Genomic DNA, 24,033 nt, shown 5'->3' with positions numbered 1-24,033 from the left:
CATAAAAAAAATTAAGCTGTTTTTTTTTTCTTTATTATTGTATAGTTATAATAATTTAAGAATAATCAACAATTTTAATAATTAGCAAATGAATAGAAGAGAAGCAATTAAAAGCGTTGCGTTTTTGATGGGAAGCGCAATCTCAGCAACTACAATGGGCGTTTTATTTGAAAGTTTTACTTTGCCCGAACAAGAAAAAAATCAGGTGTCTTTTTCTGCTACAGATGAAGAAATTTTGGCTGAATTCGCTGATATCATTATACCAACTACAGCCTCTTCACCAGGAGCTAAAGCTGCAGGATTGGGTGCTTTTATTCCAATGATGATTAAAGATTGTTATCCTGCAAAATTACAAGAAATTTTTGCGGCTGGATTGAAAACGATGCAATACCAATGTTCAAAAGATTTTGGTAAAGATTTCTTGTCAATGTCTGTTGAAGAACGTCAAAAACTGATGACTTCCTTGCGTGATGAGGCAATTGCCAGCAACAGAACTCCTTCTTTCTTTTTATTAGCTAGAGACTTAACGCTTTTAGGGTATTATTCTTCAGAAATAGGATGTACACAAGCGCGTGAATATTTACCTGTTCCCGGACGTTATGATGGAAATGCTACTTATGTACCAGGTCAAAAAGCTTGGGCAACCAATTAATTTTCAGCGATTATCTTAAACTATTTTAATAAATAAAAAATACTACACGTGAATATAAATACCAATTTAAAAGCGGAAAATACATACGATGCTATTGTTGTAGGATCAGGAATTAGTGGCGGTTGGGCTGCAAAAGAACTTACTGAAAAAGGGTTAAAAGTTTTGATGCTAGAACGCGGAATGAATATTGAACATATTACAGATTATGAATCTGCCATGAAAGCCCCTTGGGAATTTGAGCATGCAGGTAAACTCACAGAAGAACAAAAAAGAACACATCCAGTACAAACGAGAGATTATCCTTATAATGAAGCCACAGAAAAATGGTGGGTAAATGATTTAGAATGTCCGTACACGGAAGACAAACGTTTTGACTGGTACAGAGGATTTCACGTGGGTGGAAAATCGTTGATGTGGGGTCGTCAAAGTTACCGTTTTAGTGACCATAACTTTGAAGATAATGCTAAAGATGGTCATGGTAATGATTGGCCTATTCGTTATAAAGATATTACAAAATGGTACGATTATGTAGAGAAATTTGCAGGAATCAGTGGGCAAGCTGAAAACTGGCCTCTTTTACCAGATGGAAAATTTTTACCACCAATGGATCTGAACTGTGTAGAAAAATCAGTTAAAGAAAGACTTGAAAAACATTACAATAAAACTCGAATTCTTACTATTGGACGTACCGCTAATTTGACGGTACCTCATAAAGGACGCGGTAGTTGTCAATATAGAAATTTGTGCAGCCGTGGTTGTCCGTTTGGAGCTTATTTTAGTACACAATCATCAACATTGCCTGCTGCTATGGCTACTAATAGATTAACGGTTAGACCCTACTCTATTGTAAATCATATTATTTATGACAAAGACACCAAAAAAGCAAAAGGCGTAATGGTTATTGATGCAGAAACAAATGAGACCATGGAGTTTTATGCCAAAATTGTTTTTGTCAATGCTTCCACTTTAGGTTCTACTTTCTTGTTATTGAATTCAACTTCAGAGGCACATCCCAATGGAATGGGTAACGCCAGTGGACAATTAGGACATAATTTAATGGATCATCATTTCCGTTGTGGAGCGGAAGGAACTGCTGAAGGTTTTGAAGATAAATATACCTACGGAAGAAGAGCCAACGGGATTTACATTCCACGATACCAGAATGTAGGAAATGATAAAAGAGATTATTTACGCGGTTTTGGTTACCAAGGTGGTGCCAGCAGAGGATCATGGCACAAAGAAGTTGCCGAATTAGCGTTTGGTGAAAACTTTAAAGCTACCATGTCATTGCCTGCTGATTCTTGGAGTATGGGATTGGGTGGTTTTGGAGAAATGTTACCTTATTACGAGAACAAAGTGTACATCGACCATACTAAAAAAGACAAATGGGGACAACCTGTTTTGGCTATTGATTGTGAATACAAAGAGAACGAAGCAAAAATGCGCGAAGATATGATGAATGATGCAGCTGAGATGTTGGAAGCTTCTGGAATTAAAAATGTTAAAACATACGATAATGATTGTTATCCTGGAATGGCTATACATGAAATGGGTACTGCCAGAATGGGGAACGATCCTAAAGATTCGGTACTAAATAAGTGGAATCAATTACATGAAGTGAGTAATGTATTTGTCACTGACGGGGCTTGTATGCCCTCTGTGGCTTGCCAAAATCCATCATTAACATTTATGGCTTTAACAGCTCGTGCTTGTGATTACGCAGTAAAAGAATTAAAAAAAGGAAATATTTAGGTTCATCATGATGAGAAAATTAAGAATGGGAATGGTTGGCGGTGGCCAAGATGCTTTTATAGGAGCAATTCACCGTTTAGCCGCCAATATGGATGGACTTATAGAATTAAGTTGTGGTGCCTTAAGCATCAGACCCGAGACTGCTCTCGCATCAGGAAAGGCTTTATTTCTTCCGGACTCAAGAATATATTTGACCTTTGAAGAAATGATCAAAGCGGAGGCGGCTTTACCTGCTGATGAAAGAATCGATTTTGTCACCATTGTTACACCAAATTTTGCACATTTTGCACCTGCAATGATGGCTTTGGAGCATGGTTTTAATGTCGTAATTGAAAAACCAATGACTTTTTCATTGGAAGAAGCAAAACTATTGAAACAAAAAGTGGAAGAAACAGGACTAATACTTTGCTTAACACATACCTACTCTGGTTATCCAATGGTAAAACAAGCAAAAGCTATGGTGCGTGAGAGAAAACTGGGCAATATTAGAAAAGTTTGGGTTGAATATCCTCAAGGGTGGCTGAGTACCCTTTCTGAAAAAGAAGGAAACACACAAGCGGCTTGGAGAACGGATCCAAAAAAATCCGGTAAAAGCTCTGTTATGGGCGATATTGGAACACATGCCTCACATTTAGCTGAATATATTACCGGTGCAAAAATCACCGATGTTTGTGCAGAACTAAATACATTAGTCGAAGGACGCATAATGGATGATGATGGAGCAGTCTTGTTGAAATTTGATAATGGCGCCAAAGGTGTTTTAATAGCATCACAAGTTGCTGCCGGAGAAGAAAATGCTTTAAAAATAAGAGTTTATGGTGAAAAAGGTGGAATAGAATGGTTTCAGCATGACCCTAATACTTTAACCGTAAGATGGCTAGATGAACCAACACAAGTTTTAAGAGCCGGATCTAATTATAGCAATTTATCATCTTTTGCAACTCACAATTGCCGCACTCCGGGCGGACATCCTGAAGGATACTTAGAAGCATTTGCCAATATTTATCGCAACTTTGCTTTAACACTGGGATGCAAATTAGATGGTACCGAACCAACTCCTGAAATGCTAGACTTTCCTTCTGTCGAAGATGGATTACGAGGAATGGCGTTTATAGACAATGTAGTAGCATCATCACAATCAGATAAAAAATGGACTCCTTACGTTTTATAATAAATAAGGAATTCCTAAAAGTTTTAGACAAATTATAATATGACAACAATACAAGGTCCTGCAGTATTTTTAGCACAATTCATCAGTGATGAAGCTCCTTTTAATTCTTTAGATGGAATTTGTAAATGGGCAGCTGATTTGGGTTTTAAAGGGATCCAAATGCCAACATTAGATACTCGATTTATTGATCTGAAATTGGCAGCGGAAAGTAAAACGTATGCTGAAGAACTTAAAGGTACAATTGCTTCTTACGGATTAGAAATAACAGAATTATCCACTCATTTACAAGGTCAGTTAGTGGCTGTTCATCCTGCTTATGATGATTTTTTTGATGCTTTTGCACCAAAAAATGTTCATGGAAAACCAAAAGCAAGACAAGAATGGGCTGTTCAGCAATTGAAATATGCTGCAAAAGCATCCCAAAATTTAGGATTGAATGCACATGCAACATTTAGTGGTTCTTTGCTTTGGCAATATTTTCACCCTTGGCCACAAAGACCCCCAGGTTTAGTAGAAGATGGATTTGCTGAATTGGCTAAACGCTGGTTACCTATTTTAAATGAGTTTGATCAAAATGGGGTTGATCTTTGCTATGAAATTCATCCAGGAGAAGATTTATTTGATGGTGAAACGTATGAAATGTTTTTGAAAGCGGTCAATAACCATTCTAGAGCTTGTTTATTATATGATCCCTCACATTTTGTATTACAGCAATTGGATTACATTCAATATATCGATTTTTACCATGAAAGAATCAAAGCGTTTCACGTAAAAGATGCCGAGTTTAATCCTACCGGAAAGCAAGGAACTTTTGGAGGATATCAAAGTTGGGTAAACCGTGCTGGACGCTATCGTTCCCCGGGAGATGGTCAAATTGATTTTAAAACCATTTTCAGCAAATTGGCACAATATGATTTCAAAGGTTGGGCAGTGATGGAATGGGAATGTTGTATTAAAAACCAAGAAGATGGTGCGCGTGAAGGAGCCGAATTTATAAAAAATCATATTATAAAAGTTACTGACAAAGCATTTGATGATTTTGCAGCGGTGGAAACAAATAAGGCTTTTAATAGAAAAAACTTAGGACTATAAAACTTAAATTGTAATGAAAATGAAATTAAAATATTTGCTTTTTGGGGTTGCTTTAATTGGTTTAACCTCATTTTCTGATGATAATTTAGACACAAAATATACTACTACCAGTAAAATAACTAATACTGTTTTTCAAGCATCAGATGGTGAAAAACTTATTGCTAAATCGGATTGTATAGGATGCCATAAATTGGACAAAAAACTGATAGGTCCCTCCTATTTAGAAATCGCTAAAAAATATCCTCTAACTGATAAAAATGTTGCCTATCTAACTGGTAAAATTATAAAAGGGGGTTCTGGAGTTTGGGGTGCTATACCCATGTCAGCGCATGCGTCATTAAAAAAGGATGATGCAAAATCAATGGCAACCTATATTTTATCCCTAAAAAAATAATTTCAATACTGTATTCAAACAAATAATACTTTTTAAGCTATTGAAGAACAGCTCTTTTATTACTATTAACTAACCGTATTAAAATAAATGAAAGAAAAAAAAGACGAAAATAAAATCATAAATAACCGACGTGATTTTATAAAGACCACTGCAATAGCAGCTGCCGCTTTTATGATAGTTCCTCGCCATGTTTTGGGTAGAGGATTTGTGGCACCAAGTGATCGTTTATCAATAGCAAGTATTGGCATTGGTGGAAAAGGAAAATCTGATATTGCGATGTTTGCTAAAAGTGGAAAAGCTGATATTTCCTTTTTATGTGATGTTGATAACAGAAGAGCTGCTGCAAGTGTAAATGCATTTCCAAAAGCTAAATTTTACACCGATTGGCGTGAAATGTTAGACAAAGAACATAAAAATTTCGATGCCGTTTCTGTTTCAACTCCGGATCATAATCATGCCATTCAAGCACTTGCTGCGATGCAATTAGGCAAACATGTTTATGTTCAAAAGCCTATGGCACATGATATTTATGAAGCTCGTATTTTGACAGAAGCGGCAAAAAAATATAAAGTGGTAACCCAAATGGGAAATCAAGGTGCCTCAAATGATGGTACCAGAATTATGAAAGAATGGTACGAAGCGGGTTTAATTGGAGATGTTCACACGATTCATGCTTGGACAGATCGTCCGGTTTGGCCACAAGGTATTCCTTGGTCTGCTAATAAAGCTGATATTCCAAAAGAATTAGATTGGGATTTATGGTTAGGAACCGCACCTCACAAAGAGTATGTAAATAAATTAGTTCCATTCAACTGGCGCGGTTGGTGGGATTATGGCACTGGCGCATTAGGAGATATGGGATGCCATTTATTGGAAGCTCCATTTAGTGTATTGAACTTAAAATATGCTAAAGACGTTCAATGTAGCGTAGGTTCTGTTTACGTAGACGAATTTCAAAGAGGGTATTTCCCTGAGAGTTGTCCGCCTTCAAGTCACGTCACCTTAACTTTTCCAAAAACAGAAAAAACAAACGGTGATATAGCCGTACACTGGATGGATGGAGGAATTCAACCTGAAAGACCGTCTGAATTAGGTCCGAATGAAATTTTTGGAGATGGTGGAAATGGAACCTTGTTCACTGGAACTAAAGGAAAAATGATGTGTGACACCTATGGTTTAAATCCTCGTTTGCTTCCTCTTAGCAAAAATGAAAATTTAAATATAGCTCAAAAGTACGCGCGGGTTAGCGATGGCTCTGAAGGCCACTATAAACAATGGGTTGAAGCTTCAATCGCTGGTTACGGAAAAAAAGAGTTGAGTTCTCCTTTTGAAATTGCGGGTCCCTTAACCGAAGCTTTGTTAATAGCAAATTTAGCAATTAGAGGATATGATTTAAAAATAGATGAGCTTGGGGAAGATGTTTACCCTGGACGTTCTGCAAAACTGTTATGGGATAATGACGCGATGAGAATTACAAACTTTGATGAAGTAAATCAATTTGTGAAACGTGACTATCGTCAAGGTTGGAAAGCTTTAACTTTATAAGCAAGATTAATTATTAATTCAAAAATAAAAAAATGATTAAAAATATTTGTACAACATTACTAGTTATGATATTGATTCAAACTGCAAATGCACAACAAGCACCTATACCAAAAGGATTTAAATCAATATTTGATGGACAATCAACAACGGGTTGGCACACTTATGGAAAAAAAACAGCTGGTTCTGGTTGGAAAGTGGAAGATGGTGTCTTGCATTTTGATCCTACTGCTGCTCAAAATGGACAAGGAGGCGATCTTGTAACTGACCTAGAATACGAGAATTTTCATTTGAAATTAGAATGGAAAGTTGCAGCAAATGCCAATAGCGGTATTATTTTTTATGTGAATGAGGATTTGACAAAATTCAAGAATACTTATGAAACCGGTCTTGAAATGCAAGTTTTAGACAATAATGGTCATCCAGATGCTAAAATTGAAAAACATAGAGCTGGTGATTTGTATGATTTAATAAAATCTTCCTCTGAACCGGTAAAACCAGTTGGAGAATGGAATTCGGTTGATATTGTATGTAAATTCGGGAAATTAACGATGTTAATGAATGGTGTAAAGGTTATTGAAACAACACTTTGGGATGATAATTTTAAAACTATAGTTGCTGGAAGTAAATTCGCTACTTGGCCAGGTTTTGCAGCATTAAAAAAAGGTAAAATTGCACTACAAGATCATGGAGACAACGTATGGTTTAGAAATATTATGATAAAAGAATGGAATACAATGAAAATTACAACTGGATGTGAAGCCGGAATGTAATTGCTATTTGAATATAAAAAACAACTAAAACCAAAAAATAACCAACCAACAAACCAATGAATAGTACTATCCGAATTAAATTATCCATAATGATGTTCCTTGAATTTTTTATCTGGGGCGCATGGTTTGTAACTCTTGGAACTTTTCTAGGGAATAATTTAAAAGCTTCCGGTTCAGAAACTGCTGCCGTTTTTTCGACACAGTCTTGGGGTGCAATCATTGCTCCTTTTATTATAGGATTAATAGCTGACCGATATTTTAATGCGGAGAAAATATTAGGAATTCTACATCTTATTGGTGCATTTTTAATGTATCAAATGTATCAGTCCGAAGAGGTTGGAATGTTCTATACCTACGTTTTAAGTTATATGGTTTTATATATGCCAACATTAGCATTAGTAAATTCAGTTTCTTTTAATCAAATGAAAGATCCGGAGAAAGAGTTTGCAAATATTAGAGTTTGGGGAACTATTGGATGGATTATTGCCGGTTTATCAATCAGTTATTTCTTTCATTGGGATTCTACGGAAGGAATAAGTTCAGGTTTACTCAAAAATACTTTTTTACTAGCTGGTATTGCTGCCTTTGTATTAGGTCTTTTTAGTTTTTCTTTACCAAAAACACCACCAAAAGTGAATGATGAGAAAATTAAAATCGGAGATATCATAGGACTAGATGCATTAAAATTGTTGAAAGACAAGAACTTCGCTATCTTTTTTGTTTCATCTATTCTAATTTGTATTCCACTTGCTTTTTATTATCAGAATGCTAATCTATTTTTAACAGAAGCTGGAGTTGAAAATCCGACCGGAAAAATGGCTATTGGTCAAATATCCGAAGCCTTATTTTTGTTGTTGATTCCTGTATTTTTTACCCGTTTTGGTTTCAAAAAAACAATTTTGATAGGGATGTTAGCATGGGCCATTCGCTACGTTTTATTTGCTTATGGAAATGGAACTGATTTAAGCTTCATGCTGATTTTAGGTATTGCATTACACGGTATTTGTTATGATTTCTTTTTTGTTTCGGGCCAAATTTACACCAATTCAAAAGCAGGTGAGAAATACAAAAGCGCGGCTCAGGGTTTAATCACTTTAGCCACTTATGGAGTTGGAATGCTGATAGGTTTTGCAGTAGCAGGTTGGATTACGGACAATTACAAAATGGCTGACGGTGCTGTGAATTGGCAAATGGTTTGGATCATTCCTGCCGGTATTGCTATCGTTGTATTTGTACTTTTTGCACTTTTATTCCATGAAAAAAATAAAGTAGAAGAAATTTCTTCTGCTGTATAAAAAATTAAAAAATGAGTGCAAACGTAAATAGGAGATCTGCCATAAAAGGAATATTAGCCGGAACAGCGGTTATGGGAATTCCACCTGGATTTTCTGCTTTGGCTATGCCAAAAAACGAAATAGAAACACAATTGGGTACATTAAAAGGAAATATTAATCATTCTGTTTCTCGATGGTGTTTTGATAGCCTTGATTTAGATACGCTTTGCATCGAGGCTAAAAAAATTGGAATTACCGGTATTGATTTAGTTGGTCCTGCTTCTTGGCCCACATTGAAGAAATATGACTTAGTTTCCACAATGTGTAATGGCGCTGAGATTAATTTAGTAGATGGTTTTAATGACTTAAAATTTCACGAAACACTAGTAAAAAACTATACTGAAATGATTCCGCTTGTGGCAAAAGCGGGTTATAAAAATCTAATTTGTTTTAGCGGAAGCCGAAGAGGAAAAACTGATGAGGAAGGTTGGAATAATTGCGTTATTGGTTTACAAAAATTAATTCCATTGGCTGAAAAGCATAATGTAATTTTAGTAATGGAACTTTTAAACAGCAAAATAGATCATAAAGATTATCAATGTGACCGAACATCATGGGGAGTAGTATTAGCAAAACGTCTAAATTCCGAGAATTTTAAATTACTTTATGATATTTATCACATGCAAATTGATGAAGGTGATGTGATTAGAAATATAAGAGACAATCATCAATATATTGCGCATTATCATACGGCTGGTGTTCCGGGACGTAATGAAATTGACGATACACAAGAATTAAATTATACTGCCATTATGAAAGCAATTGCAAAAACCGGTTTTAAAGGTTTTGTAGGACAAGAATTTATTCCTAAGAATCCAGACAAACTAGCTTCATTGAAACAAGCTATTGCAATATGTGATATTTAACTAATCTAAAAAATAACCCATGATAAAAAGAAGAGAATTTTTAATAAACACTGGTTTAGCATTAGGCGCATTAGCCATTGCACCTTCATTCGCTTTTGAATCAAAAAAGAAAGCTATCGGAATTCAGTTGTGGACACTTCGTGACACTTTGCCAAAAGATGTCAAAGGAGTTTTGGGTCAAGTTGGAAAAGCTGGATTTTGTGAAGTAGAAACTTTTGGTTACTCTTCCGACAAAGGTTTTTTTGGAACATCTGTTCGTGATTTTAAAATGATATTGGATGATAATGATTTAAAAGCTACGAGTAATCATTTCGATTTTAATTCAATGATAAAAGATGGTTCTACGGATTTAGTTCAGAATTACATAGAAACTGCCAATTTATTGGGTAGCGAGTACGTTACAGTGCCTTATATAGTTTCAGAATTGAGAGGAACTACCGGTGATGCTTATAAAAAACTAGCTTTACAAATCAATAAAGTGGGTGAACTTTGTAAAGCTGGAGGTTTAAAATTAGCGTATCACAATCATGATTTTGAATTTACTAAATTTGGTTCAACCAATGGATATGAGATTTTGTTAAATGAAACGGATAAAAATTTAGTTGATTTTGAATTGGATTTGTATTGGGTAGTTCGTTCCGGAAATGATCCATTACAATTATTCAAAAAATATCCGGGGCGTTTTACAATGTGGCACGTAAAAGATATGGATAAAGTAAATCCAGAGTGGAATGCTGAAATAGGAACTGGAACAATTGATTTTAAATCAATTTTTGCACAAGCCAAATTATCCGGAATGGAGCGATTCTTCTTGGAACATGAATCAAATTACAAACCCAATCCAATAGAATCCGCTGCAACAAGTTTTAATTACATTAAAAAGAATTTGATCTAAAATTTTTATCAAAATAGTATAAAAAAGGGATACTCTACGTGTCCCTTTTTTACAGTATTTTTCACCTTACACTGTAATATTAAAACCGGCTACATAAAAGTTTTTATCTATTTCCAGTTTTGAGTTTTCAGTGTTTACTGGAACATTTTTCCATTCTGTCTCTGGTTGAAGTAATTCTTCTTTTCCATTCAACGTTATTTTAACAGGCATATTAAATCCAGCCACGCAGTTCGTCCATCGATATCCCAGCTGATTGTCTTTGAAAAAATATTCTAATGTTGGAATTCTCGTATCTCTTAAATACTGATTAAAAACGCTAGATAAATTGATTCCGATTTGCTGACTTAAATAATCCTCTATTTGTTCAGTCGTTACCGTTTGATGATAAAAAGTACTGTTCAAACCTCTCAATATTCCTCTCCATTTTTCATCATTATTTACTAATTGGCGCAAAGTATGCAGCATATTTGCCCCTTTTGAATACATATCGCCTGAACCTTCATTATTTACATCGTATTTCCCAATGATAGGTTTGTCATTCTCAATGTTTTTTCTGGTTCCTCTCACGTACTCGAATCCAGCTTCTTTCCCATAGTAATATTCTACAAAAAGACTTTCAGAATAGTTGGTGAAACTCTCATGAATCCACATATCTGCAATATCTTTGTACGTAATATTATTAGCAAACCATTCATGACCCGATTCATGAATAATGATAAAATCAAATTTTAATCCCCAACCCGTTCCACTCAAATCGCGTCCTAAATAGCCATTTTGAAATTTATTCCCGTAAGTCACTGAACTTTGATGTTCCATTCCTAAATACGGAGCTTCGACTAACTTAAAACTGTCTTCATAAAATGGATAGGGTCCAAACCAGTGCTCAAAGGCTTTCAACATCTTTGGGACATCCTGAAATTGTTTTTTGGCTTTTGCCAAATTGTCTCGTAAAACGTAATACGTACAATCTAAATCGCCTTTTTCTCCTTTATACTTTTCCGAAAACGAAACGTAATCCCCAACATTTATGTTTACGCCATAATTATTGATGGGATTGGAAACATACCAATTGTAGGTTTTGGTTCCGTCCTTTAATTGCTTAACACTTAACAAACGTCCATTTGATACATTTGTCAAGTTTTGTGGAACATTTACACTAATCAACATATTTTCCACTTCGTCATACATGTGATCTTTGTTTGGCCACCAAACACTAGCACCCAATCCTTGGCAGGAAGATGCTATAAAAGGATTACCATTGCTATCTTTTTTCCAGGTAATTCCTCCGTCCCAAGGTGGATTAACAGCAACTTTTGGTTTTCCACCGTAAAAAACTATCAGATCTTTTACAGCACCTTTTTCTTGAGGAGCAATTAATTCGACAAAAAAAGCATTTCCCTCTCTTCTGTATTTTAAAGATTTTCCATCTTGAATAACTTTATAAATTTGCATTGGATTTTGCAAATCAATTTGCATCGTCGTATATTCTTGAACAATTTGATATTTTATTGTGTTGGAACCTGAAATAGTGCTATCTGCAGGATTTACCTTGATATCAAGATGGTAGTTTTTTACGTCCCACCACGCTCTTTCTTTGGTGATACTGCCACGCAAAGTATCTTGTTTGGTAAATATTTCCCCTTTTTTTTCCAAAAGTCCTTGCGCTTTTACTCCATTAAAAATAGCGAAAGAGATAAAAATGAGACAGAATTGTTTTTTCATAGTGAATGTGCTTTGGACAAAAATAAACTTTAAAATTATAGAAAGATAATTCCTGAAATTATTTTCCTGGATAGATTTGGACATATTCTTGCAACAGCTTATTCTGTTTTCCTCTAATTTCCATGATTACTTTGTTGTTTTCAAAATCAAACTTCAGCAACCCAAAATTAATATCTTTGATTACTTCGCCTTTCACATACGGATTTTCTTCACCTGAAAAAGAAGCGTAGGTATGCGTTAATCCACTTGAAGTAAAATCAACTAAAGGATACGATAATCCAGTAACATTTTTAGAAGAAAAAGTTGCAATATGGCGATCTCCAGAGATTATAAAGGTTCCTTTTGCTTTGGTGGAAACAATTAGTCGTTCTAGTTTTTCAACCTCATGTGGAAAATTCCCCCAAGCTTCAAAACCATGTTTATCAGAAAGAAATTGAATACTGCTGACGAGTACATTAAATTGCGCATCGGAAGTTTGAAGTTCTTTTTCCAACCATTTCCATTGTGCATTTCCTAAAACCGTTCCTTCACCGTATTTATTAGGTTGAAAACGTTTTTTGGAATCGGTGGCTTTCGTTAGTTTAGTCCTGAAAAAACGAGAATCTAAGACTATTATTTTAACCTTATTTCCATTTATAGCAATGGTTTTCGAGGTGTAAACGCCATCTCTTTTTCGTAAAGAATCAGTTTTTGAAGTGCCTAAAAAATCCAACAAAAGCTGTTGACTTTCTCTTTTAAAAGGATATTCTTCTCCGCCGTCATTTGCTCCAAAATCATGATCATCCCACGTTCCCATTACGATTTTATTTTTTATAAACTGAAGATAATCAGCATCCTGTTTCTGAATTTCATAATTTTTTTTAAGAAACGCCATATCCTCAGTATCAGAATAGACATTATCACCTCCCCAAATCCAAACAGATGGATGGTTTTCGTCTATCGCGGGCCAAAGTTCATTCTTAATTTTTTGGTTATCACAAGAACCAAAAGCAACGGTAAACAATGAATTCTGATCAGATTTATCAGTTACAATAATAGGTGTTGGACTCTGTGTTTTGCAACCAAGAAAGGCCAAAAAACTAAAAATAAAAAGTGCTTTTTTCATGTGGTATTAGTATAAAATCTGTTTGATTTTCAAATTTAGCTACGAAGATATAAAAATCAGTTCAGTTCCACTTTAAGTAAAGTTTAATAAAAAAGCGACTATTCTTCAAGAGATAGCCGCTTTGTAATAGATTTTAAAACAAAAATTAATGCAGGTTGGTTACTTTACTCTGTTCTACAACAGCTGTAAAATCAGTAGCTAAACGATTGCCGTAATCCTCTAACAACTCTAAAACTCTTTCCTGTTTATCTGATTTAACTATCAATCCTGCATGATATTCTAGTGGAACTTTAAAGCAAACTTCTGGATCTGAAAACGATGCCAAATTAGGATGCTGGAATTTGGACAATGTCAAAACAATACCGGCATATTCTTTTTTTACTTTTGGTAAAATGTATTTAGTTTCTTTGACCAATCCATTTTCAATTGCCGCCCATTCTTTCCATAAATTAATATTGGAAGCTTCCGCAACCATTTCGGCCAAATGCGCTCCTCCTACTCTTGAGGATGTTTCCAAAAAGTAAATCTGACCATCATCATTGCTTTTTATAAACTCCGTATGCGCAGCTCCATGTTTCAAGCCAAAGCCTTTCATCACTTGCTCATTTAGTTTTTTTATCGCTTTGTCATCATCAGAATTGTATTTGATATTTGCGGAACGAAAAACACCACCACCTTGTGAAATTTCCATTGGTGTAGCCAAATATTTTGATGTCAAACTAAAGATGACTTTGCTTTCCGAAATTAAACTATCACAATGATACACATCACCAGGCTTGAACTGCTCTAATAAATATTTAAATCTGTTATTTCCCATTTCATTGATGTGAATCCACAAACTCTCTTTATCATACACTTTTATAATCCCCGACGCCGAAGCTTCAGAGCGTGGTTTTAGAACCCATGGAGCCGGAATTGTATCTGCAAAAGTATTGATGTCATGATCATTAAATAGCGAACAAAAAGCCGGAATAGGAATTCCACAACTTTTGGCTCTCATTCGCATCGCCAGTTTGTCTCTAAAATAACGCCCCGTAGTTTGTCCCATCCCATCAATACGAAGATTTTCCCGAAGATAGGTAGCTTTTTCTACGTCATAATCGTCCAAAGCTACTATGGCATCTATCTTAGTGGACTTCATGAAATTACCTACACCTAATAACAAATGTTCTAAATTCCAATCGACATCCTGCCCTTCCATATAAAAAATCTCATCAAGATATTGACGTGGCCATGGTTTATCCCTCAGTTTTTCGCTAGTCACTAAATAGACTTTGTTGCCTGACTTTTTTAAATTAATTAAAAAATCGGCACCTTTGAAATAATTTGAAATACAAAGAAACGTTTTAGAATTTTCCATAGGTTATAAATTTTCAATGAATTTAGTTAATAAATGGACACCAAATGCTGTTGCATGCTTAGTTTTAGCAAATTCATCATCGCCAAAAGCTACTCCAGCCACATCAAGATGTGCCCAAGCTTTATGTTCTTGCGTAAAATATTCTAAAAATTTAGCCGCACTTATGGCTCCTGCAACGGCTTTTCCGCTAAAGTTCTTGACATCGGCAATATCACTTTCTATGTCAGATTTATATACATCCCAAAGTGGTAATGGCCACAAACGTTCTCCAATGGCGTCTCCATTTTCTTGTAACTTCTTAGCCATTTCTTCGTTGTTGGTAAACAAAGCACCACATTCAAAGCCAAGTGTAGCCACGCTGCTTCCAGTAAGTGTAGCAATATCAACGATATATTCCGGGTCGAAATTTTTAATCAAATAGGACAATCCATCGGCCAAAACAAGTCTGCCTTCAGCATCTGTATCAATTATTTCTATTGAATGTCCGCTATAACTGTGAATTACGTCACTTGGCAAAAATGATTTTGCGTCGACAGCATTTTCGGCACAAGGTACAATTGCCGTTACTTTTACAGGTAATTGTAAATCAGCAATTAGTTGCATCGCCCCAAAAACAGCGCCACCTCCAGCCATATCACACTTCATGTGAAGCATTCCTGCCGTTTTGATATTCAGTCCTCCCGTGTCAAAAGTGATTCCTTTTCCCACTAATCCAACATGTTTTAGGTTTGGCACTACTACTTTAGGTGTGTAATTCATGATAATAAACTGAGGCTCATTTTCACTTCCTTTTCCTACCGCTAAAAAAGCACCTAATCCAACAATTTTTGAAGCATCGTAGCCCAAGACTTCCACCTCAAATCCATATTGATCTCCTGTTTCTTTAGCCCATTTTGCCAGATATTTTGGATTAACAGTGTTCGGTGGCAAATCGACCAAACTATATGTTGCTAATTGTGCTTTGGCAATTTTAATTCCTTTTTTGGCTGCAGCCAAATGATCTTTATCAGAAATCAAACTCAAATTAAAATCAGGTTCTAAAAATGGATGATTTTTTTTGTCTAATTTAAAATGACCTAAATCATACGTTCCCAAAAGCAAACCTGAAACCACAGCTTCAATCTGATTTTCAACGAATTCTACCGGAATAACTAAACCTACATTGGAACTAAAACTATCTTTTTGCTTCGATGAAATACGGCGAAAAATAGTTTTCAAAGATTTATAATCTATAGTTTTTCCCAATCCAATGAAAATGTACGTAGTGTGATTTGCTTCAGCTACATAATGAGAATCTTTTTTACCATAAAAAACTTTTGAAGAAATTTCTAAACCATTGAATACAATGGGAACGATACTTTTTGAGTACGTTTCAAAAACAGGAATTAAAATGGTGCCTGAAAAATCATCTGGATTTCTAATTATTGTTGTTTTCATTTTCTTTATTTTTTTAGGCTAACTAATTAAATGCAAGAGCATTATATGATATTTATTTTAATTTAATAAATCGCTTCTCTAGCTGTTTTTTGTATTAAAAAATAACCATTCAATAGCTTTAGGAAATTCATCACTCCAATACGTTTCACTATGTTTACCTTGCCTGTTTATACTTAAATTAATATTCGATTTTTCTTTTACAAATTCATTTGAAATCAAATCATTCTGAAACTTATTTATATGACCTATCATAGTTTTACTTTCATCACCTCCAGCGTATAAATATACTTTTGTGTCAGCGGTATCTTTTTTCTTTGGGTCGATTTTTAATTCTGGAACGACCCACAATGAAGGCGAAAAGATCATTAATTTTCCAAATACTTCTGGGTTTCTCAATCCGCTAAAAATACTAACCAATCCACCCATAGAGCTTCCTCCAATTCCTGTGAATTCACGTTCCTTTTTAGTTCTAAAATGACTGTCTACATAGGGTTTTAAAGTGTCTGTTACAAAGCGAATGTATTTTTTACCTTGCCCTTTTCCCAAAACAGTTTTCCCGACATTGTATTCTTTTATGCGATCTTCTTCGGCGTGTTCTATAGCAATAATAATAATTTTTCCAATTTTATACTCGGACATTACTGCTAATTTTTTATCAATTTCCCAATTGCCAAACTCAGCTATTTCATTGAATAAATTTTGAGCATCTTGTAAATACATCACAGGATAACTCTCACCTGAGTTGTCATAATCATGTGGTAAAAGTGCCCAAATCTTTCTGGTTTTGTTCAATTGCGGAATCTCAAATTCATCTGATATCAGCTGCACTTGAGGCAAAAAGGATTGTTTAAAAGGCAACCAGTTTTTTCTCCATCGTGCTACATGTTCCTTTTGAATGCCGGTATGTGCTAATGTTGAACGATTTTCGGTTCTATTTCCATGACTATCAATCTCTACTTCACTCCAATCCCCTTTTGTAAATTTATACAAAAGCTCAAGTGGGTAGTCAAAATCGTGCGAAAATTTATAATGATACGAACTGTTTCCTATTTTCTCCATCAAAAATTCTTTGTCCTGTGTGCGCCAATTATTAAAATTTCCAGAAATATATACCGGTCGCGCATCATCTTCATCAGTAGTCAGGATTATATGCAGCCCAGTATTTATTGTAGAATTGTTTAAATCAGTATTAAATGTGGTATTATCTGAATTCATTACTTGCATGCGCTACTTTAAATTTTTAAATAATAGTAAATATAGTGGATTGCATTTGGAAATAAAAGAAAAAAGAAAACCCAATAGCGAATCAATTTTGCTACTGGGTTTTTATAAATGAAATTTAAATATACTAATTTTTCTTTTGACGGCTTTTTAAAACTTCAATAACATCATTTAGTTTAAATCCTTTGGCTTGCAACAAGATAAGATAATGAAAAAGTAAATCGGCACTTTCTTCTAAAAACAAATCGTCGTTATCATCTTTTGCCTCGATTACAACTTCTATCGCTTCCTCGCCTACTTTTTGAGCAATTTTGTTCATCCCTAATTTGAATAAGGAAGCCACATAACTTTTCTCAGAATCCGCATTTTCTCTTCGAAGTTGGATGGTATTTTCCAAATCTGAAATAAAGCCATAATCTGCTTTGTTTTCGCCATTCCAGCACGTATCAGTTCCTTTGTGACACGTTGGTCCTTCTGGTCTTACCTGAATCAACAACGTATCGTTATCGCAGTCATTTTTGATGTCAATCAGATTCAAAAAGTTCCCACTTTCCTCTCCTTTTGTCCAAAGTCTTTGTTTCGTTCTACTATAAAAAGTAACTTTTTTAGTGTCAATCGTTTTTTGATACGCTTCGGCATTCATAAAACCCAACATCAAAACTGTTTTGGTTTCGCTATCTTGAATTATGGCTGGAATTAATCCATCTGTATTTTTTGAGAAATCTATGTTCATATTTTTAAGTATTAAGTCGTAAATATTAAGTCGTAAGTGCTAAGTTGTAAAATATTAAGTAGTTTAACCTTAATAATTCATACTTAAAACTTATTACTTACATACGTACTTCGATATTGTTGTTTTTAAGCGCTGTTTTTAATGTTTTTATTTCAATTTCTTTAAAATGAAATACGCTTGCTGCTAATGCTGCATCAGCTTTTCCATCCAAAAAAGTGTCTACAAAATGCTGAATGTTTCCCGCACCACCAGAAGCGATAATCGGAATATTTACTAATTCCGAAAGTCTGGCCAAAGCTTCATTAGCAAACCCGTTTTTAGTTCCATCATTATCCATTGAGGTAAATAGGATCTCGCCTGCTCCACGTTCTTCTACTTCTTTTGCCCAATCAAATAAATTCAATTCGGTTGGCACTTTTCCACCCACTAAATGAACGATCCATTGCCCATCAATTTGTTTGGCATCTATTGCAACAACCACACATTGGCTGCCAAATTTTTGTGCCAAATCATTTATCAACTGCGGGTTTTTCACTGCCGATGAATTAATAGAAACCTTATCCGCACCATTTTGCAACAATACTTCTACATCCGAAACAGATGAAATTCCTCCTCCTACAGTGAATGGAATATTAATTGTCGAAGCTACTTTACGAACCAAATCAACTAAGGTTTTTCTTCTCTCTTCCGTTGCTGAAATATCCAAGAAAACCAATTCATCAGCACCTTCATCTGAATATATTTTAGCTAATTCCACCGGATCGCCGGCGTCACGCAAATCTACAAAATTTACACCTTTGACGGTACGTCCATTTTTTATATCTAGACAAGGGATAATTCTTTTTGTAAGCATATTTTTTATTGTTACACAGAGATTCACGAAGATTTCACAGAGATTCACAAAATTCTCTTAGAATCGTTGCATTTTCTTTGTGTGCCTTTGTGAAATAATCTATTTTATTATATAATTCTCTAATTGCTTTAAACTAATTCGTCCTTCGTAAATTGCTTTTCCAATTATTGTTCCTTCACAACCTAATTCAGCTAATTTAGGCAATTCATCAAAAGTAGATATTCCTCCCGAAGCAATCAATTTTATTCCTTTGGCTTCCGCCAAAATTTTAGCATATAAATCAAAACTTGGTCCTTCAAGCATGCCGTCTTTTGCGATATCCGTACAAATTACATACTGAATTCCTTTGTTTTGATACTCTTGGACAAACGGAATCAAATCCTCATTTGAATCTTCTAACCAACCAGAAACCGCTACTTTTTCATTAGTAGCATCTGCTCCCAAAATGATTTTATCAGAACCGTATTCAGCAATCCATTTTTCAAAAATCGCTCTGTTTTTAACAGCAATACTTCCACCGGTAATTTGATTAGCACCACTTTCGAAAGCAATCTTCAAATCGGCATCCGATTTTAATCCGCCACCAAAATCAATTTTTAGTTTGGTTTGCGTCGCAATTTGTTCCAAAATTTTGTAGTTCACAATTTGGCTTGACTTTGCACCGTCTAAATCAACCAAATGCAAGTATTCGATTCCATGGGCTTCGAATGATTTCGCTACTTCAAGTGGATTTTCATTGTATATGATTTTGGTATTGTAATCGCCTTTCGACAAGCGAACACATTTTCCGTCGATGATATCTATTGCTGGTATTATTCTCATTTTTTTAATTTAAAGATTTAAAAATTCAATAATTTAAAGATTGGAAATTAAGAAGTATTCGTTCCCTTAATTTTTCAATATTTAAATTTTTCAATCATTCAATTTGAGAAAATTTCCCAAAATTTTCTCTCCAACATCACCACTTTTTTCGGGGTGAAATTGTGTTCCATAAAAATTATCTTTTTGCAAAGCCGAGGCATATTCTACTTCATAATTCGTTGTAGCGATAGCTTCGGGGCAATTTGGCGCATAAAAACTATGCACTAAATACATATATTCATTTTCAGAAATTCCTTTGAATAAATCCGATTTCAAATTATAAATTTGGTTCCAACCCATTTGAGGCACTTTTACTTTTGGTGTAAATTTAATCACATCAACATCAAAAATACCTAAACCTGTGGTATTTCCTTCTTCTGATTTGTTGCACATCAATTGCATCCCCAAACAAATCCCCAAAACGGGTTGTTTTAAAGTTGGAATTAACACATCAAGACCGCTATCTACTAGCATTCGCATGGCAGAACTTGCTTCGCCAACACCCGGAAAAATCACTTTATCGGCAGCTTTGATTTCCTTCCAATCGTTGCTTAAAACAGCTTGAAAACCCAATCGTTCTATGGCAAACATAATGCTTTGAATATTTCCTGCTCCGTAATTTATAATTACTATTTTCATTTAGCTTTTGTTTCAATTTTAAAGTTTAAAGTTTAAAGTTGCTCGAGTCAACCTTAAACGTTAAACTTTAAACAATTTTACAACATTCCTTTTGTTGATGGCAAAATCATCTTTTCTGTATCGCGTTTCACTGCAACTTTTATTGCTTTTGCAAAAGCTTTAAAAATAGCTTCTATCTTGTGATGCTCGTTCGTTCCTTCTGCTTTGATATTGATATTCGCTTTGGCTCCATCTGAGAATGATTTAAAAAAGTGGAAAAACATCTCCGTTGGCATTTTACCTACCATTTCACGTTTGAATTCGGTTTCCCAAACCAGCCAATTTCTTCCTCCAAAATCAATCGCTACTTGTGCCAAACAATCATCCATGGGCAAACAAAAACCATAACGCTCAATTCCCAATTTGTTGCCTAAGGCTTTTGCAAAAACTTCTCCTAAAGCAATAGCTGTATCTTCAATTGTGTGGTGTTCATCGACTTCTAGATCTCCTTTTACAAGAATCTCCAAATCCATTTGTCCGTGGCGCGCAATTTGGTCGAGCATGTGGTCAAAAAAAGCAATTCCGGTTTCAATTTTACTTTTTCCAGTTCCATCCAAATTCAACTTGATAAAAATATCCGTTTCATTGGTTTTTCTTTCAATTGAAGCAGAACGTTCTTCTAATTTCAAAAACTCATAAATAGTTTTCCATTCTGTAGTTTGCAATGCAATAACCAAATCCAATTCATGTCTTTTTGAAGCTATTTCATCACCACCCAACGCTTCATCTCTGTTAATGAAGATCGCTTTTGAACCCAAGTTTTTTGCCAATTCTACATCGGTTATTCTATCTCCAATTACGAATGAGTTTTCCAAATCATATTCAGAATTGTCAATATATTGTGTCAACATAGCTGTACCAGGCTTGCGAGTTGGTACATTTTGGTAAGGAAAAGTCTTGTCGATAAACACTTCTTTGAAAACCACTCCTTCATTTTCAAAAGCTTTCATAATTAAATTATGTACTGGCCAAAAGTTAATTTCAGGATGAGAATCGGTTCCTAAACCATCTTGATTGGTCACCATTACCAATTCAAAATCCAATTCTTTAGCTATTTTACCCAAATATTGAAAGGCATTTGGATAAAATTCTAATTTTCCAAAACTGTCCAGTTGATAATCATTTGGTTCCAAAACCATTGTTCCGTCTCGATCTATAAAAAGTATTTTTTTCATTAAAATAGTTTAAAGTTTAAGGTTTTAAAGTTGCTTTAACACCTCAATTAATTTCATATTTTCTTGTTCTGTTCCAACAGTAAAACGCAAGCAATTATTGCATAACGGTTGGGTTGTTCTATTTCTGATTACAATTCCTTTTGCAATCAACTCTGCATATCTTTTATTGGCATCATCTACTTTTACCAAAATAAAATTGGCTTCGGTTGGAAAAATTTTTTCGACAAAATCTACATCAAGTAATACTTTAAGTAACACTGACCTTTGTGTTATAATAGATTCGATTTCAGATTTTATTTTTTCTGGTTTGTCCAGTCGTTCTAAAGCTCTTTTTTGAGTTAATTCATTTACATTATACGGTGGTTTTATTTTATTTAAAACCGAAATTATTTCAGCAGAAGCATAACAAATCCCCAATCTAATTCCTGCCAAACCATACGCTTTTGATAAAGTTTGTGTAATAACTAAATTTGGATATTCATCTAATTCATTACTCCAGCTTTCTTTTTTCGAAAAGTCAATATAAGCTTCATCAATTACGACCAAACCTTTGAAATTTTGCAACAGATACGCAACACTTTCATCTGAAAACGAATTCCCAGTTGGGTTATTTGGAGAACACAAGAAGATGATTTTAGTGTGTTCATTTACAGCTTCCATAATTTTCTCAATTTGCGGTTGAAAATCATCCGAAAGTAAAACTTCTTTGTTTTCTACTGCATTGATATTAGCTAAAACACCATACATTCCATAGGTTGGTGGCAAAGTGATTACGTTATCTGTTTTTGGTTCACAAAAAGCTCTGAATAACAAATCCAGTACTTCATCACTTCCATTTCCTAGCAAAATTTGATTGGTTTTGACAAATTTTTGTTTTGCTAAAACTTCTTTCACACTCAATTGTTGTGGATCTGGATAACGATTTACTCCATTTTCAAACGGATTTTCATTGGCATCCAAAAAAATCATATCTGCAGTATCAAAATCCTCAAATTCATCACGAGCTGACGAATAGGGTTTCATTGATTTTACGTTCTCCCGAACCAAATTATTTATATCGAAATTATTTTCCATCTTCAATCGCTTTTAATCGTAATGTAACTGCATTTTTATGTGCTTGTAAACCTTCGGCTTCTGCCATGATTTCTATAGCTTTACCAATGTTTTGTATTCCTTTTTCTGTTATTTTTTGGAAAGTCATCGCCTTCGTGAAACTATCCAGATTTACACCACTGTAATTTTTTGCATAACCGTTAGTCGGCAACGTATGATTGGTTCCTGAAGCATAATCACCCGCGCTTTCTGGAGTGAAATTTCCAATGAAAACAGATCCTGCATTGCAAACACCATTGCTATAAAAATCATCAAATTCAGAACAAATAATGAAGTGTTCCGGTCCGTATTCGTTGATTAAATCCAAAGCAATTTTGTCGTTTTCGACAAAAATTAATTTAGAATTCGCAATCGCTTTTTCTGCGATTATTTTTCTAGGTAAAACTTCCATTTGGATTTGAACTTCCTTTTCTACCGCATCAATTAATTTTCTGGATGTAGTAACTAAAATCACCTGACTGTCCGCTCCGTGTTCAGCTTGAGACAATAAATCCGAAGCTACAAAGGCTGGAACTGCAGTATCATCAGCAACAATTAATAATTCCGATGGACCTGCGGGCATATCGATCGCCACGCCAAATTGTGTAGCCAATTGTTTAGCCACAGTCACAAATTGATTTCCAGGCCCAAAGATTTTATATACTTTAGGAATCGTTTCTGTCCCAAAAGTCATTCCAGCGATAGCTTGAATTCCGCCCACTTTTAAAATTTTAGTAACCCCACATAAATTTGCAGCAAACAAAATGGCGGGATTTATATTTCCGTTTTTATCTGGTGGTGAACACAATACAATCTCATTGCATCCTGCAATTTCTGCTGGAACAGCAAGCATCAACACTGTTGAAAATAAAGGTGCTGTTCCACCAGGAATGTACAATCCTACTTTCTGGATTGGTCTTTTTTCTTGCCAGCAGTTCACGCCTTCAATCGTTTCTACTTCTACTCGATTTGTTTTTTGAGCCGTATGAAATTTGGTTATATTTTCTTTTGCTAATGCAATTGCAGCTTTTAATTCATTCGAAACAGTAGCGATAGCAGCCTCAATCTCCGCTTTTGAAACTTCAATATTGGACACCGAAGCGCCATCAAAAAGCGATGTATATTTGGCTACAGCGGCATCCCCTTTTTTCTGAACTTCCTTGAAAATCTCTTTTACCGTAGCTTCAATATCATCTACCGTTTTTGTTGGCCGTTCTAAAATTGATGACCACGTTTCTGGTTTTGGATTGTATATTTTATTCATTGTATTGTTTTTAACCGCAAAGTTCACAAAGGTTTTCGCAAAGTTCGCAATGAATTCTTAA

General features: G+C 34.8%; 22 protein-coding genes. 10 read left to right on the top strand and 12 right to left on the bottom strand.

Features of this window, described 5'->3' with window-relative positions; translation table 11 throughout:
- Positions 1-88: 88 nt before the first annotated feature.
- From E0F91_RS03270 to E0F91_RS03225, 10 genes are all read left to right on the top strand, one after another.
- Positions 89-652: a gluconate 2-dehydrogenase subunit 3 family protein gene (locus tag E0F91_RS03270; protein WP_132064917.1), complete on the top strand. Its 564-nt coding sequence runs from the start codon at positions 89-91 to the stop codon at positions 650-652.
- A gap of 48 nt (positions 653-700) precedes the next feature.
- Entirely contained in the window at positions 701-2,404 is a 1,704-nt protein-coding gene (locus tag E0F91_RS03265; RefSeq protein ID WP_132064916.1) for a GMC oxidoreductase, read from the top strand.
- 7 nt (positions 2,405-2,411) lie between these two features.
- Positions 2,412-3,575, top strand: a complete 1,164-nt coding sequence (locus E0F91_RS03260) for a Gfo/Idh/MocA family protein (protein ID WP_132064915.1) — start codon at positions 2,412-2,414, stop codon at positions 3,573-3,575.
- A 39-nt stretch (positions 3,576-3,614) separates the two neighbouring features.
- Positions 3,615-4,667: a sugar phosphate isomerase/epimerase family protein gene (locus tag E0F91_RS03255; protein WP_132064914.1), complete on the top strand. Its 1,053-nt coding sequence runs from the start codon at positions 3,615-3,617 to the stop codon at positions 4,665-4,667.
- Positions 4,668-4,686: 19 nt separating this feature from the next.
- Positions 4,687-5,061: a c-type cytochrome gene (locus tag E0F91_RS03250; protein ID WP_132064913.1), complete on the top strand. Its 375-nt coding sequence runs from the start codon at positions 4,687-4,689 to the stop codon at positions 5,059-5,061.
- Between the two features lie 87 nt (positions 5,062-5,148).
- Complete coding sequence (locus E0F91_RS03245; protein ID WP_132064912.1) at positions 5,149-6,606, top strand: Gfo/Idh/MocA family protein; 1,458 nt, start codon at positions 5,149-5,151, stop codon at positions 6,604-6,606.
- Positions 6,607-6,638: 32 nt separating this feature from the next.
- Complete coding sequence (locus E0F91_RS03240; RefSeq protein WP_132064911.1) at positions 6,639-7,376, top strand: 3-keto-disaccharide hydrolase; 738 nt, start codon at positions 6,639-6,641, stop codon at positions 7,374-7,376.
- Between the two features lie 56 nt (positions 7,377-7,432).
- Positions 7,433-8,671 (top strand): nucleoside permease, encoded by a 1,239-nt coding sequence (locus E0F91_RS03235; protein ID WP_132064910.1) that lies wholly within the window; start codon positions 7,433-7,435, stop codon positions 8,669-8,671.
- An 11-nt stretch (positions 8,672-8,682) separates the two neighbouring features.
- Positions 8,683-9,576 (top strand): hydroxypyruvate isomerase family protein, encoded by an 894-nt coding sequence (locus tag E0F91_RS03230; RefSeq protein WP_132064909.1) that lies wholly within the window; start codon positions 8,683-8,685, stop codon positions 9,574-9,576.
- Between the two features lie 19 nt (positions 9,577-9,595).
- Entirely contained in the window at positions 9,596-10,471 is an 876-nt protein-coding gene (locus E0F91_RS03225; RefSeq protein WP_132064908.1) for a sugar phosphate isomerase/epimerase family protein, read from the top strand.
- Positions 10,472-10,537: 66 nt separating this feature from the next.
- On the opposite strand, the gene E0F91_RS03220 is transcribed toward E0F91_RS03225, so the two are convergent.
- From E0F91_RS03220 to hisD, 12 genes are all read right to left on the bottom strand, one after another.
- Complete coding sequence (locus tag E0F91_RS03220; RefSeq protein WP_132064907.1) at positions 10,538-12,193, bottom strand: M1 family metallopeptidase; 1,656 nt, start codon at positions 12,191-12,193, stop codon at positions 10,538-10,540.
- Between the two features lie 58 nt (positions 12,194-12,251).
- On the bottom strand, positions 12,252-13,298 hold the full coding sequence (locus tag E0F91_RS03215; RefSeq protein ID WP_132064906.1) for an alkaline phosphatase D family protein: 1,047 nt from the start codon (positions 13,296-13,298) through the stop codon (positions 12,252-12,254).
- Positions 13,299-13,443: 145 nt separating this feature from the next.
- Positions 13,444-14,658: an ATP-grasp domain-containing protein gene (locus tag E0F91_RS03210; RefSeq protein ID WP_132064905.1), complete on the bottom strand. Its 1,215-nt coding sequence runs from the start codon at positions 14,656-14,658 to the stop codon at positions 13,444-13,446.
- A gap of 3 nt (positions 14,659-14,661) precedes the next feature.
- Complete coding sequence (locus tag E0F91_RS03205) at positions 14,662-16,095, bottom strand: leucyl aminopeptidase family protein (protein ID WP_132064904.1); 1,434 nt, start codon at positions 16,093-16,095, stop codon at positions 14,662-14,664.
- Positions 16,096-16,173: 78 nt separating this feature from the next.
- Complete coding sequence (locus E0F91_RS03200) at positions 16,174-17,319, bottom strand: alpha/beta hydrolase (protein WP_243698825.1); 1,146 nt, start codon at positions 17,317-17,319, stop codon at positions 16,174-16,176.
- A gap of 124 nt (positions 17,320-17,443) precedes the next feature.
- On the bottom strand, positions 17,444-18,049 hold the full coding sequence (gene hisIE / locus E0F91_RS03195; protein ID WP_132064903.1) for a bifunctional phosphoribosyl-AMP cyclohydrolase/phosphoribosyl-ATP diphosphatase HisIE: 606 nt from the start codon (positions 18,047-18,049) through the stop codon (positions 17,444-17,446).
- A gap of 97 nt (positions 18,050-18,146) precedes the next feature.
- The gene (gene hisF, locus E0F91_RS03190) at positions 18,147-18,902 is read right to left on the bottom strand and encodes an imidazole glycerol phosphate synthase subunit HisF (protein ID WP_132064902.1); all 756 of its coding nucleotides are present in this window, start codon (positions 18,900-18,902) and stop codon (positions 18,147-18,149) included.
- Positions 18,903-19,001: 99 nt separating this feature from the next.
- Positions 19,002-19,724, bottom strand: a complete 723-nt coding sequence (gene hisA / locus E0F91_RS03185) for a 1-(5-phosphoribosyl)-5-[(5-phosphoribosylamino)methylideneamino]imidazole-4-carboxamide isomerase (RefSeq protein WP_132064901.1) — start codon at positions 19,722-19,724, stop codon at positions 19,002-19,004.
- A gap of 90 nt (positions 19,725-19,814) precedes the next feature.
- Positions 19,815-20,402, bottom strand: a complete 588-nt coding sequence (gene hisH, locus E0F91_RS03180; RefSeq protein ID WP_132064900.1) for an imidazole glycerol phosphate synthase subunit HisH — start codon at positions 20,400-20,402, stop codon at positions 19,815-19,817.
- A gap of 77 nt (positions 20,403-20,479) precedes the next feature.
- The gene (gene hisB / locus E0F91_RS03175) at positions 20,480-21,616 is read right to left on the bottom strand and encodes a bifunctional histidinol-phosphatase/imidazoleglycerol-phosphate dehydratase HisB (protein WP_132064899.1); all 1,137 of its coding nucleotides are present in this window, start codon (positions 21,614-21,616) and stop codon (positions 20,480-20,482) included.
- Between the two features lie 24 nt (positions 21,617-21,640).
- Complete coding sequence (hisC, locus tag E0F91_RS03170; RefSeq protein ID WP_132064898.1) at positions 21,641-22,690, bottom strand: histidinol-phosphate transaminase; 1,050 nt, start codon at positions 22,688-22,690, stop codon at positions 21,641-21,643.
- Positions 22,680-23,972 carry a histidinol dehydrogenase gene (gene hisD / locus E0F91_RS03165; protein ID WP_132064897.1) on the bottom strand — a complete coding sequence of 431 codons (1,293 nt, stop codon included), beginning with the start codon at positions 23,970-23,972 and terminating at the stop codon, positions 22,680-22,682. Before hisD ends, hisC begins: the two co-directional genes overlap by 11 nt.
- Between the last annotated feature and the right edge of the window lie 61 nt (positions 23,973-24,033).

It is taken from the genome of Flavobacterium sandaracinum, assembly GCF_004349135.1.
Taxonomy (GTDB): Bacteria; Bacteroidota; Bacteroidia; order Flavobacteriales; family Flavobacteriaceae; genus Flavobacterium; species Flavobacterium sandaracinum.
Note: the sequence above shows the minus strand (reverse complement) of the source record. Positions and strands in the feature narration are given on the sequence as shown.

Excerpts from the sequence above, each read along its gene's own strand:
- E0F91_RS03270 (WP_132064917.1), top strand. The coding sequence starts at position 89 with ATGAATAGAAGAGAAGCAATTAAAAGCGTTGCGTTTTTGATGGGAAGC.
- E0F91_RS03260 (WP_132064915.1), top strand. The coding sequence starts at position 2,412 with ATGATGAGAAAATTAAGAATGGGAATGGTTGGCGGTGGCCAAGATGCT.
- E0F91_RS03255 (WP_132064914.1), top strand. The coding sequence starts at position 3,615 with ATGACAACAATACAAGGTCCTGCAGTATTTTTAGCACAATTCATCAGT.
- E0F91_RS03250 (WP_132064913.1), top strand. The coding sequence starts at position 4,687 with ATGAAATTAAAATATTTGCTTTTTGGGGTTGCTTTAATTGGTTTAACC.
- E0F91_RS03245 (WP_132064912.1), top strand. The coding sequence starts at position 5,149 with ATGAAAGAAAAAAAAGACGAAAATAAAATCATAAATAACCGACGTGAT.
- E0F91_RS03240 (WP_132064911.1), top strand. The coding sequence starts at position 6,639 with ATGATTAAAAATATTTGTACAACATTACTAGTTATGATATTGATTCAA.
- E0F91_RS03235 (WP_132064910.1), top strand. The coding sequence starts at position 7,433 with ATGAATAGTACTATCCGAATTAAATTATCCATAATGATGTTCCTTGAA.
- E0F91_RS03230 (WP_132064909.1), top strand. The coding sequence starts at position 8,683 with ATGAGTGCAAACGTAAATAGGAGATCTGCCATAAAAGGAATATTAGCC.
- E0F91_RS03225 (WP_132064908.1), top strand. The coding sequence starts at position 9,596 with ATGATAAAAAGAAGAGAATTTTTAATAAACACTGGTTTAGCATTAGGC.
- E0F91_RS03220 (WP_132064907.1), bottom strand. The coding sequence starts at position 12,193 with ATGAAAAAACAATTCTGTCTCATTTTTATCTCTTTCGCTATTTTTAAT.
- E0F91_RS03215 (WP_132064906.1), bottom strand. The coding sequence starts at position 13,298 with ATGAAAAAAGCACTTTTTATTTTTAGTTTTTTGGCCTTTCTTGGTTGC.
- E0F91_RS03210 (WP_132064905.1), bottom strand. The coding sequence starts at position 14,658 with ATGGAAAATTCTAAAACGTTTCTTTGTATTTCAAATTATTTCAAAGGT.
- E0F91_RS03205 (WP_132064904.1), bottom strand. The coding sequence starts at position 16,095 with ATGAAAACAACAATAATTAGAAATCCAGATGATTTTTCAGGCACCATT.
- E0F91_RS03200 (WP_243698825.1), bottom strand. The coding sequence starts at position 17,319 with ATGCAAGTAATGAATTCAGATAATACCACATTTAATACTGATTTAAAC.
- hisIE (WP_132064903.1), bottom strand. The coding sequence starts at position 18,049 with ATGAACATAGATTTCTCAAAAAATACAGATGGATTAATTCCAGCCATA.
- hisF (WP_132064902.1), bottom strand. The coding sequence starts at position 18,902 with ATGCTTACAAAAAGAATTATCCCTTGTCTAGATATAAAAAATGGACGT.
- hisA (WP_132064901.1), bottom strand. The coding sequence starts at position 19,724 with ATGAGAATAATACCAGCAATAGATATCATCGACGGAAAATGTGTTCGC.
- hisH (WP_132064900.1), bottom strand. The coding sequence starts at position 20,402 with ATGAAAATAGTAATTATAAATTACGGAGCAGGAAATATTCAAAGCATT.
- hisB (WP_132064899.1), bottom strand. The coding sequence starts at position 21,616 with ATGAAAAAAATACTTTTTATAGATCGAGACGGAACAATGGTTTTGGAA.
- hisC (WP_132064898.1), bottom strand. The coding sequence starts at position 22,690 with ATGGAAAATAATTTCGATATAAATAATTTGGTTCGGGAGAACGTAAAA.
- hisD (WP_132064897.1), bottom strand. The coding sequence starts at position 23,972 with ATGAATAAAATATACAATCCAAAACCAGAAACGTGGTCATCAATTTTA.